Genomic DNA, 15,946 nt, shown 5'->3' with positions numbered 1-15,946 from the left:
GGCGTGACCGCGGCGATCAGTACGCGCGGGCTCACCAAGCGATTCGGGCGGCACGCCGTGGTCGACGGGGTCGATCTCGATGTTCCGGCGGGGTCGGTGTTCGGCTTCCTCGGTCCGAACGGCTCGGGAAAGACCACCACCATCCGCATGCTGCTGGGCCTCGCCGACGCGTCGGCGGGCGAGATCTCGGTGCTCGGCGAGCGGATGCCCGCGGGTCTGTCGTCGGTGCTGCCCCGAGTGGGCGCCCTGATCGAGGGCCCCGGCTTCTATCCCTTCCTCTCCGGCGCGGCCAACCTCGCGCGGCTCGACGCCGCTGACGGCTGGGCGCCGACCCGCACCCGGCGGGCCCGGGTCGACGGTGCTCTCGAGCAGGTCGGGCTCACCCAGGCGGGCGGCAAGAAGGTGCGGGCGTATTCGCTCGGCATGAAGCAGCGCCTCGGCATCGCGAACGCGCTGCTGATGCCGCGCAGCCTGATCGTGCTCGACGAGCCCACCAACGGGCTCGATCCGCAGGGCACCCGCGAGGTGCGCACCCTCATCCGCGACCTCGCCTCGGCCGGAACGACGGTCTTCGTCTCGAGCCATCTGCTCGCCGAGATCGAGCAGATGTGCACCCACATCGGCGTGATGCGCGGCGGCCGCCTGGTGGCGCAGGGCACCATCGACGACCTGCGCCGCACGGGTGCCGCCACCCTGCGCGTCACGGTGGCGGCTCCCGACGCGGCTCGTGCCGCGCGTGTACTCGCCGGCCTCGCCCTGACGGTCACCGCCGCGGCACCGCGCGCCGCCGTCGTCGCGCCTGCCGCGCCCGCCACGCCCGCCGCCATCGCGACCTCCGCCGCGACGTCCGCCGAAGGCGCGGACGCCGCAAACCTCGTCGGGGCTGAAGACCTCGTGGGCGCCGAGGACGACGTCGTGCTCACCGCCCCGGTCGCGGAGGGCCTCCTGCCGGAACACGTGGTGGCGGCCCTCGTCTCCGGCGAGGTGCGGGTGCGCGGCTTCGAGATGCGACGCCCCTCACTCGAAGACAGCTTCGTGGCACTCACCGGGGAGGGTTTCGATGTCCTCCAGTGATGTGAACGAGACCACATCGGCCCACCCGGTCGGCGCCGCACCCGCGAGGGCGGAGCGGCGCGCCGCCGGGTGGGGATTCTTCGCGTCGGAGCTCTCGGTGCTCTTCCGTCGCCGCCGCACCCAGGCCATGCTGGCCGTGCTCGCGGCGGTGCCCATCCTCATCGCCGTCGCCATCCGGCTCGCCGACGGCGGCGGGAGCGGCCGCGGCCCGGCGTTCCTCGACCGCATCAGCCAGAACGGCCTGTTCGTGGGCATGACGGCGCTCGTGGTGTCGATACCGCTCTTCCTGCCCCTCACGGTGGGCGTGGTGGCCGGCGATTCGATCTCGGGCGAGGCCTCCACCGGAACGCTGCGCTACCTGCTCGTGTCGCCCGTCGGGCGCATCCGTCTTCTCGTGGTGAAGTTCGCCTCAGCGGTGGTGTTCTGCCTCGCGGCCACCCTGACGGTGTCGCTCGCGGGCATCCTGGCCGGGGCGGTGCTCTTTCCCATCGGCCCCGTCACCCTGCTCTCGGGCGACACCGTGAGCGTGGGTGAAGCCCTGCTGCGCGCGCTGCTGATCGCCGGCTACGTGGCGCTCGGGCTGCTCGGGCTGGCCGCCATCGGGCTGTTCATCTCCACCCTCACGGATGCACCGGTGGGCGCCATGGCCGCCACGGTCGTCGTGGCCATCCTCTCGCAGGTGCTCGGCCAGCTCTCGCAGACCGAGTTCCTGCATCCGTTCCTGCTCAGCTACCACTGGCTCGACTTCGCCGACCTGCTGCGGCAGCCCATCGACTGGACGTCGTTCGGGGGCAACGCGGGTCTGCAGCTGGCCTACGTGGCCGTGTTCGGTGCCCTGGCATACGCCAGGTTCGCCACGAAGGACGTGCTCTCCTAGAGCGGGTCGGGCGAGCAGCGGTTCAAGCCAGCGGTGGCACCCGCTCGCCCACGGGCGGCTCCGCCGGAGGTGTGCCGTCGCCGAACGGCCGCCCGCCGAGCTCGGCCCGGTGGTGCTCGGTGAGCCAGCCCCGCGCATCCGGGCCCTTCGGAACGACGCCGGTGGCATTGATGTCGCGGTGCACCTGGTAGTAGTGCGCCTTGATCTGCGCGAAGTCGATGGTGTCGCCGAATCCAGGGGTCTGGAACAGGTCGCGCGCGTAGGCCCAGAGCACCGGCATCTCGGCCAGCTTCTGCCGGTTGCACTTGAAGTGCCCGTGGTACACCGCATCGAAGCGGGCGAGCGTGGTGAAGAGCCGCACATCCGCTTCGGTGATGGTGTCGCCGACGAGGTAACGCCGGCGGGAGAGCCGGTCGCCGAGCTCGTCGAGCCGGGCGAACAGGGCGTCGTAGGCGCGCTCGTAGGCCTTCTGCGATCCGGCGAACCCGGCACGGTACACGCCGTTGTTCACGTCGCGGAAGACGGCGGCATTCACCTCGTCGATCTCGTCGCGCAGGCGCTCGGGGTAGAGGTCGGGGGCGCCGTCGCGGTGGAACTCCGTCCACTCGGTGCTGAAGTCGAGGGTGATCTGCGGGTAGTCGTTGGTGACCACCATGCCGCTGGACACCTCGACCACGGCGGGCACCGTGATGCCCTTGGGATAGTCGGGGAAGCGGGCGAAGTACGCCTCCTGCAGGCGTTCGATGCCGAGCACCGGATCGCGCCCGTCGGGGTCGAGGTCGAAGGTCCAGCTGCGCTCGTCGTGGGTGGGGCCTGGCATCCCGAGGGAGATGGCCTGCTCGAGCCCGAGCAGGCGGCGCACGATCACCGTGCGGTTCGCCCACGGGCATGCCCTCGCGGCTATGAGTCGGTAGCGGCCGGCCTCGACGGGCCAGCCGTCACGGCCGTCGCGGGTGATGCGATCTTCGATGTAGGCGGTGTCGCGGGTGAACTCTCCGGGCTGCACGTAGCTCATGTTCGGAGCCTAGCCCCCCGGCCCGGACGCGCCAGGAGTACCGCAGTTTTCGCTCAGGATCACCTCAAGGAACGGTCAAGACGAGCACGAGCGCCACATCGGACGGGCGGATGGAGTGCCTGGTCAGCGGTAGTTTTCTCGCGCGACCGAAAGCTCAGGAGAGCGCTCTCCGGGCCCGTTCGGAGCCGATAGGACTCCGAGTCCCATTCGGGTAATGTCGTTAACACCCCCCAACGGATGAGCTGCTCTTCCCCAGAGCGCCATCCCCGGCATTACCCGATGCCGACGAGGTGGCGCGAGCGGCTTTACCCTGGCAGACCCGATGCCGCTGCTCGCGCCACCTACCCTGACCCGGGGCGGGCCGGAGCAGATCCCCGTCGCTCCGGCTCGCCCCGCACCAGGGCCACCCGGCCCCGCGCCTCGCCCGTCGCCAGGCCGACTACGCTTCTGGGGTGACCCGCGCATCCGCTCTTCTCCGACGCGTGCGCGACGTCATCTGGGGTCGTGGCGCCGGCCTGCCGCGCGACGTCGTGGTGCTGGGCGTGATCGCCTTCTTCGTGATGCTCGGCTTCGGCGTGGTGGTGCCGGTGCTGCCCGTGTACGTGCGCAGTTTCGGCGTGAGCTACCTGCAGGTGGGCGCCGTGGTGTCGGCGTTCGCGGTGATGCGGCTCGTGGCCAACCCGTTCGTGGGCAAGCTCATCGATCGCGGCGGCGAACGGGTCGTGCTCGCCGCCGGCATCGGCATCGTGGCGCTGTCGAGCGCTCTGGTGGGTCTCGCCGACAGCTACCTGCAGGTTCTGCTGCTGCGCGGCGCCGGTGGAATCGGCTCGGCCATGTTCTCGGTGTCGGCCATGACGCTCCTGCTGGCCTCCACCGACAAGTCGGTGCGCGGCCGGGCCGTGGGCTTCTATCAGGGCGGTTTCCTGATCGGGGGAATGGCCGGCCCCGCGGTGGGCGGGCTGCTCGCGGGCATCTCGCTGCACGCCCCGTTCTTCTTCTACGCGGCCACCCTCGTGGTGGCCGGCGCCGTGGGCCTCGCCCTGCTCAAGCGGCACCGCCGAGATCCGGATGCGGTGGTCGAGCCCGCGCGTCCGTTCCGCCAGGTGCTGCGCGACCGCGGCTATCAGGCCGCCCTGCTGGCGAACCTGGCCCAGGGCTGGTCGGCCATGGGTGTGCGGAGTTCGCTCGTGCCGGTGCTCGTGGTGGAGGTGCTGCACCAGGAGCCCGCCTGGACGGGCATCGCCTTCGCCGTGGCGGCCGTGGCCCAGACGGTGGCCCTCGTGCCGGCGGGCCGGTTCGTCGACAGTGTGGGGCGCCGGCCGGCCATCGTGGGCGCCTTCGCCGTGGGCGCGGTGGTGATGCTCGCCATCCCCGCGGTGGACTCCATCTGGCTGCTGATCGTGCTGCTCAGTGTGTACGGGGTGGCCGCGGCGTTCATGGGTACCGCTCCGGCCGCTGCCGTGGGGGACGCGGCGGGGGCTAGGGGCGGGCAGCCGGTGGCGGTGTTCCAGGCCGTGGCCGACGCCGGAGCCATCGTGGGGCCGCTGGCCGCGGGGTTGCTCGTCGACGCCTACGGCTTCGAGGCCGCCTTCGCCTCGGCCACCGTGCTGATGGCCGCCGCCGCCCTCTTCGCCCTGCGTATGCCCCGCTGCGCATCCGTCGCCTGACGCACCCCACCCCCGCGACCCGTCCCGAATCGGTGCGACACGCCGTGTCGCGCCCCGATTCGGGACGAGCCGCGGGGATGCCCGGGGTCAGAGGGTGCGGGTGAGGAAGTCGCGCATCGCCCGCACGAGGGCGAGCCGCGAGGAGGCCCGGCGGTACTCGTGGCCCTCGCCGGGGAGTTCGAGGTACTCCACCGGCCGCCCGAGTTCGCCGAGCGCTGCCACGATGCGGTGCGCCTCGCCGATGGGCACGTTGGTGTCGAGCTCGCCGTGCGCCACGAGCAGCGGAACGTCGATCTGCGCGGCCTGCTCGAGCGGCGAGATCGAGCGCAAGAACTCCTCGTCGACCTGCGGATGCCCGTACTTGGTCACCGCGGCGGCCGCGATCCAGGGCTCCGTCTCGTCGTAGAAGGTGAGCAGGTGCGACATGCCGCACACGTCGACCCCGGCCGCGAACACCCCGGGGGTGAAGGCGAGTGCGGCGAGCGTGAGGTAGCCGCCGTAGGAGCGCCCGGTCACCGCGATGCGCGTCGGGTCGGCCGCTCCGATGTCCACCAGGTGCGCCGCCGCGGCCGTGACGTCGTCGAACGCGCCCTGCCGGCGGTGCACGTCGTCGGCGTGCACGAACTCCCGGCCGAAACCCGACGAGCCGCGCACGTTCGGGGCGAACACGGTGATGCCCGCGGCCGCCAGCACCTGGTGCTGCGGGCTGAAGGTGGGGCGCTCCTGCGACTCGGGTCCGCCGTGCAAGTGCAGCATGGCGCGGCCCACCCGTCGCAGATCGCCCTCCGGCCGCCCGGAGAGGGCGGTTTGCGACGGTTCGGCGGGAGCCACCGGGGGTCGGTAGAGCCAGCCCGTGATCTCGAGGCCGTCGGGGGAGCGGTAGCGCTCGAGGGTGGGGGTGACCAAGGGGGTCGCCGGCAGGGGCGGCGCATCCGTCACCCGGTGCCAGCTGAGGGAGGCCGTGTCGAGGTGCCAGAGCTCGCGTGGGCGCGTGGGCCCCTCCACCGCGAGCAGCACGCTCGACCCGTCGCGGCTGAGCACCGGGCTCGTGGCGACGGCACCCGGTAGGCCCGGAACCGGGGTGCGCGCGCCCGTGTGGGTGTCGAGCAGTTCGAGTTCGCTGCGGCCGGCCGCGTTCCACACCAGCAGCAGCAGGCGGCCCTCGTCGTCGGCGTCGAGCCCCTCGAGCTCGGCGTCGTCGCGCGTGGCGAGCACGCGGGCGGGGCGCGACCAGTCGTCGGGGTCGACGGGGGAGGCCACGAGCTGCAGGCGGGGCAGGCCCACCTCGGTGGCCGCGTACACCACGGCCGGGGCGCTCTCGCCGGGCGGGGAGGGGCGGATGAATGCCCGGTCGGTCGCCCCGCGAGCCGGATGCGGCATCACCGCGTGATCGACGTCGGTCTCCCGGTCGACCACCACGCAGAACTCGTGCCCGCGCGCGCCGTCGCGCATCACGAGCATGCGCTCGAACGCCGAGAGGTCGAGCACGTGGATGAGCTCGCCCACCGCGAGCGGGTCGAGCTCGCCGGTGGCCGGGTCGGCGAGGTAGGCCCGGGTGGGTTCGCCAAGCTCGGTCGAGGGCACGCTGAGCACCACGCGATGGCCGCTCCTCGTCCACGGTCCGAGCTCGGCGTGGCGCTCGGGCGGCCCCGAGATGCGCCGGGCGTCGCGGCCGTCGGGGCGCACCACCCACACCTGGGTGCGCACGCCGCCGTCGGTGGCGACCGTGCAGGCGAGCCAGGCGCTGTCGGCCGACCAGCTCACCATCAGCACCGGGTCGTCGCTGAACCGGATGCGGGTGGCCTCGGGGGCCGGCCCGTCGAGCACCACGTCCTGCACCCAGAGCTCGGGGCTGCCGCCGCGGTCGCTGATGAAGGCCACTCGCGAGGCGTCGGGCGTCATCGACGGGCCCCAGCTGCCCCAGGCGGCCACGAGGGCCGCGGCGAGGTCGAGGTCGGGGGCGACCTCCCCCGGGCCGCCGTGGTCGCGCATCCCGTCGTCCCCGCGCGGCTCGGCGGTTCGCCCGCTCGTCACGGTCACCGGATGCCCCGCTCCTGCAGCCACATCTCCAACAGTGCCAGTTGCCAGAGCGAGTTGGAGCCGAGCGCCGTGCGCTCGGAGTTCGGGTCGGCCAGCAGCCGCTCCACCGTGGCGGGGTCGTACAGTCCGCGTTCGCGCGCCTCGGGCGCGGTCAGGGCCTCGCGCACGCGCTCCAGGTACGGCCCGGCGAGCTGGCGGATGGCCGGCACCGGGAACGAACCCTTGGTGCGGTCGATCACGGCATCCGGAACCACCCCCCGGCTGGCCCGCTTCAGCACGCCCTTGCCGCCGTCGGAGAGCTTCAGCGACGGCGGGATGCTCGCGGCCAGCTCCACGAACTCGTGGTCGAGGAACGGCACGCGGGCCTCGAGACCCCAGGCCATGGTCATGTTGTCGACCCGTTTCACGGGGTCGTCGACCAGCATCACGGTGGTGTCGTTGCGCAGGGCGGCGTCGACGGTGGTCTCGGCGCCGGGCCGGGCGAACTCGCGCCGGATGAACTCCGTGGCGGCGTCGGGCCGCGCCGCGTCGCGCCAGGCCGGGCCGAGCAACTGCTGCAACTCGGGCCAGCGCCGGTCGAAGAACACGGCCGAGTAGGCCTCGACGGCCTCGGAGCGCGGCACCCCGGCCAGGGGCGGGTACCAGTCGTAGCCGCCGAGCACCTCGTCGGCGCCCTGGCCCGACTGCACCACCTTCACCGACGTCGACACGTCTTCGGAGAGCAGGTAGAACGCCACGCAGTCATGGCTCACCATGGGCTCGCTCATGGCGGCCACGGCCCCGTCGATACCCGGCAGCAGCCGCGCCGAGTCGATCGGGATGCGGTGGTGGTCGGTGCCGAAGTGCTCGGCCACGAGGGTGGAGTACTCGAACTCGTCGCCCGACTCGCCGCCGGCCGAGTCGAAGCCGATGCTGAAGGTGGCGAGGTCGCTCTGGCCCGCCTCGGCGAGCAGCGCCACCACGAGGCTCGAGTCGATGCCGCCCGACAGCAGCACCCCCACGGGCACATCGGCGACCATGCGGCGCTCGACCGCCGTGCGAAGGCTCCCCAGCAGGGCCGCCTGCCAGTCCTCGTCGCTCCAGCCGGCGCGGTCGGGGTCGCGCACGAACTCGGGCCGCCAGTACACGTGCTCGGATGCGGAGCCGTCGGGCTCGATCATCCGCACCGTCGCCGGCGGCAGCTTGGTCACCCCCGCGAGGATGGTGCGCGGTGCCGGCACCACCGAGTGGAAGCTCAGGTAGTGCTCGAGGGCCACCCGGTCGATCGAGGTGTCGACGTCGCCGGCCTCGAGCAGGGCGGGCAGGGTCGAGGCGAACCGCAGCCGGCCCGCCCGCTCGTCGAGGTAGAGCGGCTTGATGCCGAGCCGGTCGCGGGCGAGCATCACCCGACCCGAGGCGTGCTCCACGATCACGAAGGCGAACATGCCGATCAGGTGCTGCACGCAGTCCATGCCCCACTCGGCATACGCCTTGCCGATCACCTCGGTGTCGGAGTCGGAGAAGAAGCGGTGACCGCTGCCTTCGAGCTCGGTGCGCAGGTCTCGATAGTTGTAGATACAGCCGTTGAACACCACGGAGAGGCCGAGCGGCGCATCCACCATGGGCTGGCCGCCCGCCGGGGAGAGGTCGATGATCGAGAGGCGGCGGTGACCGAGGGCGGTGCGCCCGTTCGACCAGAGTCCGCTGCCGTCGGGGCCGCGGTGCACCTGGCAGGCGGTCATCCGGTCGACGACGCCGAGGTCGGCGCTGCGCCCGTCGAAGCGGAGCTCACCCGCGAGGCCGCACATCCTCAGGCCCCCTTCGGAGCTGGCGAGGCCTCGCGCGCCACGATCCAGGTGTCCTTCGACCCGCCGCCCTGCGAGGAGTTGACCACCATGCTGCCGGCCGGGGCCACCCGCGTGAGAGCCAGGTCGGCCACCTCGAGCCCGTACTCGCCGTCGCCGGTGGCGTACACGAACACCCGCAGGTCGACGTGCCGCGGCTCGAGCAGGCTCGACGATCCGGCCGCCTCGGCACCGGGGGCGGCCTCGGCGAAGGTGAACGTGGGGTGCGACGACAGCGGCACGACCTCCTGCGCCACCCAGCCCAGCGGGTCGGCGGCGATCTCCGCCCGGCGCTCCGCCACGGCGGCGGCACCGGCGGCGGGGCCGATCAGCACCCCGTGTCCGCCGTGCCCGTCGACCGGCTTCGTCACCAGCTCGCCCACCCGTTCGAGCACCGTGCGGCGCTCGGCCTCGTCGCTGGTGCGATACGTCGGAACCTGCTCCAGCAGCGGCCGCTCGTCGAGGTAGTAGCCGATCAGGGCGGGCACGAAGCAGTACATGGCCTTGTCGTCGGCGACGCCGTTGCCCGGCGCGTTCGCCAGGTACACCCGCCCGGAGGCCGCCACGTGCATCAGGTCGCGCCCGATCGGGCGGCCCTCCGCGTCGACCGCGTCGGGCAGCTCCTCGTCGAGACGCAGGTACAGGGCGTCGACGACGGTGCCGTCGGAGCGGAGCGTGACGAGCCCGTCGACCACGTCGAGGTCGTGCAGCTCGAGCAGAACCAGGCCCGCGCCCTGCGCGAGCATCCGGTGTTCGAACCAGGCGCCGGTGGTCGGGCCACTGCTCAGCAGGGCGGCGACGGGGGCCCGGCCCGCGCCGTCGGCGAGCCCAGCGGCCACGCGTCCGCCGACCAGGAGGCTTCGCCGCAGGGCGCCGAAGGCCCCGTGCGGGTCGAGCAGGGCGCCGGGGCGCGGGGCCTTCTCGGCCACGTCGTCCATCAGTTCGCGGATGGCGATGGCGTACGCCGCCCCGCTGGGATTGCGCACGTTGTCCTCGAGCACCCGCCAGCCGCCGAACTCGTTTCGCACGAGGTCGAAGCCGAACACGGCCGACCGGGTCGTGCCCGCGGGCACCCGGCGGGCCTCGGCCGAGTAACCGGGGCTGTCCTCCACGGCCCAGCGGGGCACCACTCCGTCGTCCAGGATGCGCTGCTCGCCGTACACGTCCTGCAGGAACGCCTCGAGCGCCCGAGCGCGCTGGGTGAGGCCGGGAACGATCTGAGCCCACTCGTGCGCGTTGATGATGCGGGGCACCAGGTCGACCTCGAAGGGCCGCTCCTCGCCGTCGACGCGGAACGCGAGCCCTCGCGCCGCCGTCCACTCGTGCGCCGCGCGCCGGGCCTCCTCGATGCTCGTGGGGCTCAGCCCCTCGAAGTGCGCGATCAGGTCTTCGTAGGCGGGCCTCGGGCGAGAGCCCGGCCCGACCGCCTCGTCACCGGCGCGGGTGCGGTAGGTGCGCAGGGCCGGAACCGCGGGCGGGATGCCGCCGGCCGGGCCATGGGTCTCGTCGACCACGAGCTTCACCACGGCGTCGAGGTCGCCGCGCTCCGCGAAGGCGGCACGCTGCCGGTCGGCCGAGTTGCCCCGGGCGAGCAGGGTCTCGGCGAGCTGGAACACCTCGTCGTAATCGCCGAGCTCCTCCAGTTGCGGGCGCAGTCGTTGCACCAGCCGGCGCACGGCTGCGGCTGCCGAGACGGGGCGCGGATGCGGGTTGTCGTCGAGCAGGTCGCCCGAGAGCCCGCCGCGCGCCGCCTGCCACATCGCCGCCCGGTGGATGGGTGCGGCCACGGGCCGGTAGGGGCGGCCGGCCTCGATGTCGACCTCGGCGGCCCGCACGGCTGCCCGGAAGAGACCGGCGATCAGCACCGCGTCGTCGACCACCGGGCAGGCGTCGCACACCCGGAGCTCGAGGGTGGGCGCGTGCGACGAGGGCCGCACCTCGAAGTACGCCATCTTCGAGTCGGCGATCACGCCGGTGGCGATGAGGTCGGCGAGAAGTTCGTCGTACTCGGCGGCCGAGCCCAGGTCACCGGTGGCCCCGGCGCTCGGCCAGCGCTGCCAGATGATCGAACGGATGCTGGAGTACCCCGTGTCGTGGCCGTTCCAGTACGGCGAGCTCGCCGAGATGGCCAGCAGCACCGGCAGATGCCGCGCGATGCGCTGCGCGATCTCCACGGCGAGGTCGCGGTCGGAGACGCCCACGTGGATCTGGGTGCCGCAGATGAGCTGCTCGTCGACCAGCAGGCGGTACTGCTCCTGCATGCGGCCGTAGCGGCCGGTGGTGGTGAGCTCGAAATCGGCGAACTCGGAGCGCGGCGCGGTGCCGACGCACGCGATGCCCACGCCATCCGGAGCAGCCGCCTCGATCACGCCCCGGCGCAGCCTCAGGATCTCCTGGCGGAGCCCGTCGAGGGTCGTCACCACGTCGGTGTTGGTCTCGACGGTGGTGCGCTGGATCTCGGCGGAGTAGTTCTCGCCCGGGAGGCGCGACAGGATCTGCGGCGCCCTCGCGGACAGCTTTCCGCTCTGGAGGTCGATCAGGTGGAGCTCTTCTTCTGCGCCAAGCGTCAACTCCGCTGCCATGGGCTCACCCTACGGGGGTTCACGGCTGCCGCCCAGGCTCACATGGTTTTGGTCGCTTGTAGTAGCGTCGAACAGTGTGCAGCTGCACTGAACGCTAGAAGGAGATCAATGTCGATCGACCCCAGAATCGCTTTCGTCGGAACCGGTGCGAACGGCGCGTCGATCGCCGCCGACCTCACCCGCGCCGGCCTCGACGTCACCCTCATCGAGCAGTGGCCCGCGCACGTCGCCGCCATGCGCGCGAACGGCCTCACCGTGGTGATGCCCGACCGCACCGAGAACACCGCGGTGACCGTGTACGACCTGTTCGAGGTGGCCACGCTGCGGGAGCCGTTCGACATCGTCTTCATCGTGATGAAGGCCTACGACACCCGCTGGGCGTGCGAGCTGATCAAACCGCTGGTGAAGCCCGACGGGCTCGTGGTGGGGCTGCAGAACGGCATGTCGATCGATGACATCGCCGCGGTGATGGGCCCGGAGCGCGCCGTCGGCGCCGTGATCGAGGTGGCGTCGAACATGTGGGAGCCCGGCATCTGCAACCGCGAGACGCCGCCGGAGGAGGCCTGGTTCGCGATCGGCGGCATCCACCCCGCCGTTCTCGGGCGGGAGCACGAGGTGGCCGAGGTGCTGCAGCACGCGGGCACGGTGGAGGTGTCGGGCGACATCCGTTCGTCGAAGTGGGGCAAGCTCATCGTGAACGCCGCCGAGCTCGTTCCGTCGGCCATCCTCGACCTCGAGCTGGCGAAGGCCATCCAGGTGCCGGGCATGTACGAGTTCATGCTGCGTTGCGGCACGGAGGCGGCCCGCACTGCGGTCGACACCGGGGTGGCGCTCCGGCCCATCTTCGGCATGACCGACGCCGACCTCGACGATCCGGAACGGTTCGCCGAGCAGCTGTTCGAGCAGGTGCTGCGCCGGTTCTCCTCGCCGACCACCCGCACCACGTCGCTGCAGGACTGGACGAAGGGGCGCCGCAACGAGGTGCACGAGATCAACGGGCTCGTGGTCGACGAACAGCGGCGACTCGGCGGCAGCGCACCCGCGAACGAACGGGTGGTGGAGCTCGCGCGCCGCATCGAGGCGGGCTCGCTCGTGCGGTCACCGGAGAACATCGGGTTGCTGCTGGCCTGAGGGGTGCGGCGTTCGGCATGGTTCCTGGGGGAGACTGATTCCATGAACCCGACCGAGTCGTTCCGGGCCGCCCGCGACACCCTGCTCCAGCACCGCACCGACGCCGCAGCGGCCTCCGCCGCCTTCGACTGGCCCGACGTGGGCCCGCACTTCAACTGGGCCGTCGACTGGTTCGACGCCATCGCCATCGGCAACGAGAAGACCGCACTCTGGATCGTCGACGAGGACGGCACCGAGACGAGGGTCTCCTTCGACCGGATGCGCTGGCGATCCGACGAGGTGGCCGCCTGGCTGCACGGCCTGGGCGTGCAGCAGGGCGACCACGTGATGCTCATGCTCGGCAACCGCGTCGAACTCTGGGAGGCCATGCTCGCGGTGATGAAGCTGGGAGCCGTCATCCTGCCCACCACCACACTGCTCTCGCCCGCCGACCTGGCCGACCGCATCGAGCGCGGCGGCGTGGCGCACGTGATCGCGGATGCCGCCGAGACCGCGAAGTTCGAGCGTCTCGAGGGCGACTTCACCCGCATCGCGGTGGGGCAGGCGCGTGAGGGCTGGCTCGACTTCGCCGACTCGGTCGATGCCTTCGGCATCAGCCCGACGGTGCGCGTGAACAGCAGCGACGCGTGCCTGATCTACTTCACCTCCGGCACCACCTCCAAGCCCAAGATGGTGGTGCACACCCACGAGTCCTACCCCGTGGGGCACCTCACCACCATGTACTGGCTGGGCGTCGGGCCCGACGACGTGCACCTGGCCATCAGCTCACCCGGCTGGGGCAAGCACGCCTGGAGCTGCTTCTTCGCCCCGTGGAACGCCGAGGCCACCGTGTTCGTGTACAACTACGGGCGGTTCGACCCCGTGGCGCTCCGGGGGCAGCTGGATCGGGCCGGGGTCACCACATTCTGTGCGCCGCCCACGGTGTGGCGGATGCTCATCCAGTCCGACCTCGGAACCAAGCCCCGCGCGCTCACCGAGATCCTCTCGGCCGGCGAACCGCTCAACCCGGGCGTGATCGCCACGGTGCAGCGCGACTGGGGGCTCACCATCCGTGACGGCTACGGCCAGACCGAGACCACCGCCATCATCGCGAACCCACCGGGTGCGGAGATCGTGCCGGGCGCGATGGGGCAGGCGCTGCCGGGCGTCACGATCGCCATCATCGACCCGGTGAGCGGCGAGCCCGCCGACACCGGCGAGATCTGCCTCGACCTCGCGGTGGAGCCGACGAACCTGATGGCCGGGTACCTCGGCGACGAGGAGCGCACTGCTCAGGCCCGGGCCGACGGGTACTTCCACACCGGAGACGTCGCCGTGCGCGCCCCCGACGGCACCATCACGTTCGTGGGCCGAACCGACGACATCTTCAAGTCGTCCGACTACAAGATCTCGCCGTTCGAGGTCGAGAGCGTGCTGCTGCAGCATCCCGCGGTGGCCGAGTCGGCGGTGGTGCCGGCGCCGGACGAGGTGCGCCACAGCCTCGTGAAGGCCTACGTGGCGCTCGCCGAGGGCTGGGAGGCCACGGCCGAGACCGCCGACGCCATCTTCGCCCACGCCCGCGAACGGCTGTCGGCGTTCGAGCGGGTGCGGCGGCTGGAGTTCTTCGAGCTGCCCAAGACCATCTCGGGCAAGATCCGGCGGGTGGAGCTGCGGGAGCGGGAGCAGGCCGCCTTCGACCGGGGCGAGCAGATTGGCACTGAGTTCCGGCACTGACGCCGGGGCTGGCGCCGGAGCTGGTTCGCAGCGGAGGAGAATGACGTCGACGAGGCCATATGCGCCTCGTAACGGACATTCTCCTCCGCTGTGAACGTCTGCGCGCTGCTACACGCAGCTGCGTGCAGCTAAACGCCCGCCCGGGTCACCTGATGCAGGGCTGCGGCCAAGGGTGCGAGCTCGGGCGTCTGCTCGGCCGCGTCGAGTGCCGCCTCGAGGGCCCGGTCGTGCGCCGGACGCGCCTTCTCGAGCAGGGCCCGGCCGGGCGCCGTGAGCTCGGTGTAGATGCCGCGCCGGTCGTCGGCGCAGAGCACCCGCTGCAGGAGCGACCGCTCCTCGAGCCGGTTCACCAGGCGGGTGGTGGCACTGCTGCTCAGGGCGGCCGCACGGGCGAGCTGCTGCATGCGCATGTGCCAGCCGTCCTGCCGGCCCAGCGCGTCGAGCACCGTGTACTCGACCACCGAGAGCTTCGCCGCGCGCGCGAGGGCCTGCTCGAGCTCGGTCTCGATGGAGGCGTGCAGGGCGGCCAGCGTGCGCCAGCCCTGGGCACGCACCTCGAGGGCGTCGTCATCGATGCTCATCGCGCTCCGTTCGTTGCTTGCGCTTTCATGCCGCGCGTGCAACTATTTTACCCGGCGCGTGCAACAACAAGCGTACGCGTCTAATCCTCGCTTCTCCACCCTCGTCATCACTCTCGAAGGGAACCACCGTGCCCATCGGTCTCATCGCGCTCGCCATCGGCGGCTTCGGAATCGGGCTCACCGAGTTCGTCATCGCCGGGCTCCTGCCCGAGGTCGCCGCCGACTTCGGGGTCGACGAGGCCGCCGCCGGCTGGTTCATCTCGGGTTACGCGCTCGCCGTGGCGGTCGGTGCCATCCTGCTGACGCTGGCGGTCACGCGGCTCCCGCGCAAGCAGGTGCTGATGGGCCTGCTCGTGCTCTTCATCGCCGGCAACCTCATCTCGGCGCTCGCCCCCGACTACGCCACCATGCTCGTCGGCCGCATCGTGGCCGCCCTCTGCCACGGCGCCTTCTTCGGCATCGGCTCGGTGGTGGCGGCCAGCATGGTGGCCCCGGCCAAGCGCGCGAGCGCCATCGCGGTGATGTTCACGGGCCTCACCCTCGCCAACGTGCTGGGCGTGCCGTTCGGCACCTTCGTGGGTCAGAGCTTCGGCTGGCGCGCCACCTTCTGGGCCATCACCGTCATCGGCGTGATCGCACTGGTCGGCATCGCGCTGCTGGTTCCCGCGCCCACCGAGAAGGCCGCCCGCACGAGCGTGCGCGCCGAGCTGAGCGCCTTCCGCTCGGGCCAGGTGTGGCTGTCGATCGTGGTCACGGTGCTCGGGTTCGGCGGCATGTTCGGTGCCTTCACCTATATCGCGTACACGCTCACGGGCGTCTCGGGCTTCGACAGCGCGGTGGTGCCGTGGCTCCTGATCGTGTTCGGGGTGGGCACCTTCGCCGGCAACGCCCTCGGTGCCAAGGCGGCCGAGAAGTCGATCGACGGCACCCTCATCGCCATGCTGGCCGCGCTGGCCCTCGTGCTCGCGGCGTTCGCCGTGCTGGCCGCCATCCCCGTGGCCGCGGTGATCGCACTGGTGCTGATGGGCGCGTTCGGCTTCGGCACCGTGCCCGCGCTGCAGTCGCGGGTGATGGAGTACGCCGAGCAGGCGCCCACGCTCGCCTCGAGCGCGAACATCGCCTCGTTCAACGTGGGCAACGCCCTCGGCGCCTGGATCGGCGGCCTCACCATCAGCGCCGGGCTCGGCTACACCTCGCCGCTCTGGGCGGGTGCGCTCATCACGCTGGGCGCCCTCGCGGTGATGGTCGTGGCGGCGCTTCTGGCGCGCCGGGCGCGTGCCGCGTCGGCGCCGCCGGCGTCGGCCTCTGGCTCTCACCCCGAGCCTGCACCTGCCCCCGCCCATGGCTCCTCCCTCGACTCCGCTTCCGCCGAGTCGCGCCAAAATGCCCTGTGAGGCGCCCTTTCGGGGTGATTCGGCGCAACTCGGCGAAGGCTAGGGGTAG

11 protein-coding genes are annotated in these 15,946 nt (G+C 71.9%); 6 read left to right on the top strand and 5 right to left on the bottom strand.

Translation table 11 applies throughout. The annotated features are described in order from the left end of the window. The first annotated feature begins 3 nt into the window (after positions 1-3). Together ACEXOR_RS08230 and ACEXOR_RS08225 are read left to right on the top strand one after the other, a co-directional pair. Complete coding sequence (locus ACEXOR_RS08230) at positions 4-1,074, top strand: ABC transporter ATP-binding protein (protein WP_374849064.1); 1,071 nt, start codon at positions 4-6, stop codon at positions 1,072-1,074. Next, complete coding sequence (locus ACEXOR_RS08225) at positions 1,061-1,951, top strand: ABC transporter permease (RefSeq protein ID WP_374849063.1); 891 nt, start codon at positions 1,061-1,063, stop codon at positions 1,949-1,951. Before ACEXOR_RS08230 ends, ACEXOR_RS08225 begins: the two co-directional genes overlap by 14 nt. 22 nt (positions 1,952-1,973) lie before the next feature. On the opposite strand, the gene ACEXOR_RS08220 is transcribed toward ACEXOR_RS08225, so the two are convergent. Further along, positions 1,974-2,966, bottom strand: a complete 993-nt coding sequence (locus tag ACEXOR_RS08220) for a glutathione S-transferase family protein (protein WP_374849062.1) — start codon at positions 2,964-2,966, stop codon at positions 1,974-1,976. Between the two features lie 452 nt (positions 2,967-3,418). Here ACEXOR_RS08220 and ACEXOR_RS08215 point away from each other — a divergent pair, with 452 nt between their 5' ends. Then, positions 3,419-4,633: an MFS transporter gene (locus ACEXOR_RS08215; RefSeq protein ID WP_374849061.1), complete on the top strand. Its 1,215-nt coding sequence runs from the start codon at positions 3,419-3,421 to the stop codon at positions 4,631-4,633. Positions 4,634-4,720: 87 nt separating this feature from the next. Here ACEXOR_RS08215 and ACEXOR_RS08210 read toward each other — a convergent pair whose 3' ends face one another. From ACEXOR_RS08210 to ACEXOR_RS08200, 3 genes are read right to left on the bottom strand one after another with little or no spacing between them, the layout of a single operon-like run. Further along, the gene (locus ACEXOR_RS08210; protein ID WP_374849060.1) at positions 4,721-6,673 is read right to left on the bottom strand and encodes a S9 family peptidase; all 1,953 of its coding nucleotides are present in this window, start codon (positions 6,671-6,673) and stop codon (positions 4,721-4,723) included. After that, complete coding sequence (locus ACEXOR_RS08205) at positions 6,670-8,460, bottom strand: N-acetylglutaminylglutamine amidotransferase (protein ID WP_374849059.1); 1,791 nt, start codon at positions 8,458-8,460, stop codon at positions 6,670-6,672. Before ACEXOR_RS08205 ends, ACEXOR_RS08210 begins: the two co-directional genes overlap by 4 nt. Before the next feature lie 2 nt (positions 8,461-8,462). Continuing rightward, on the bottom strand, positions 8,463-11,078 hold the full coding sequence (locus tag ACEXOR_RS08200) for a glutamate--cysteine ligase (protein WP_374849058.1): 2,616 nt from the start codon (positions 11,076-11,078) through the stop codon (positions 8,463-8,465). Positions 11,079-11,186: 108 nt separating this feature from the next. Here ACEXOR_RS08200 and ACEXOR_RS08195 point away from each other — a divergent pair, with 108 nt between their 5' ends. Further along, positions 11,187-12,209 carry a ketopantoate reductase family protein gene (locus ACEXOR_RS08195; RefSeq protein ID WP_374849057.1) on the top strand — a complete coding sequence of 341 codons (1,023 nt, stop codon included), beginning with the start codon at positions 11,187-11,189 and terminating at the stop codon, positions 12,207-12,209. A gap of 42 nt (positions 12,210-12,251) precedes the next feature. After that, positions 12,252-13,922 carry an AMP-binding protein gene (locus tag ACEXOR_RS08190; RefSeq protein ID WP_374849056.1) on the top strand — a complete coding sequence of 557 codons (1,671 nt, stop codon included), beginning with the start codon at positions 12,252-12,254 and terminating at the stop codon, positions 13,920-13,922. A 128-nt stretch (positions 13,923-14,050) separates the two neighbouring features. On the opposite strand, the gene ACEXOR_RS08185 is transcribed toward ACEXOR_RS08190, so the two are convergent. Further along, a complete protein-coding gene (locus tag ACEXOR_RS08185) occupies positions 14,051-14,503 on the bottom strand; it encodes a MarR family winged helix-turn-helix transcriptional regulator (RefSeq protein WP_374849054.1) in 453 nt (150 codons plus the stop codon). A gap of 128 nt (positions 14,504-14,631) precedes the next feature. On the opposite strand from ACEXOR_RS08185, the gene ACEXOR_RS08180 reads away from it, so the two are divergent. After that, entirely contained in the window at positions 14,632-15,897 is a 1,266-nt protein-coding gene (locus tag ACEXOR_RS08180; protein ID WP_374849052.1) for an MFS transporter, read from the top strand. Positions 15,898-15,946 lie beyond the last annotated feature (49 nt).

It is taken from the genome of Herbiconiux liangxiaofengii (assembly GCF_041927335.1).
Classification (GTDB): Bacteria; Actinomycetota; Actinomycetes; order Actinomycetales; family Microbacteriaceae; genus Herbiconiux; species Herbiconiux liangxiaofengii.
The sequence above is the reverse complement of the archived record's forward strand: the minus strand, read 5'-3'. Positions and strand labels throughout refer to the sequence as shown.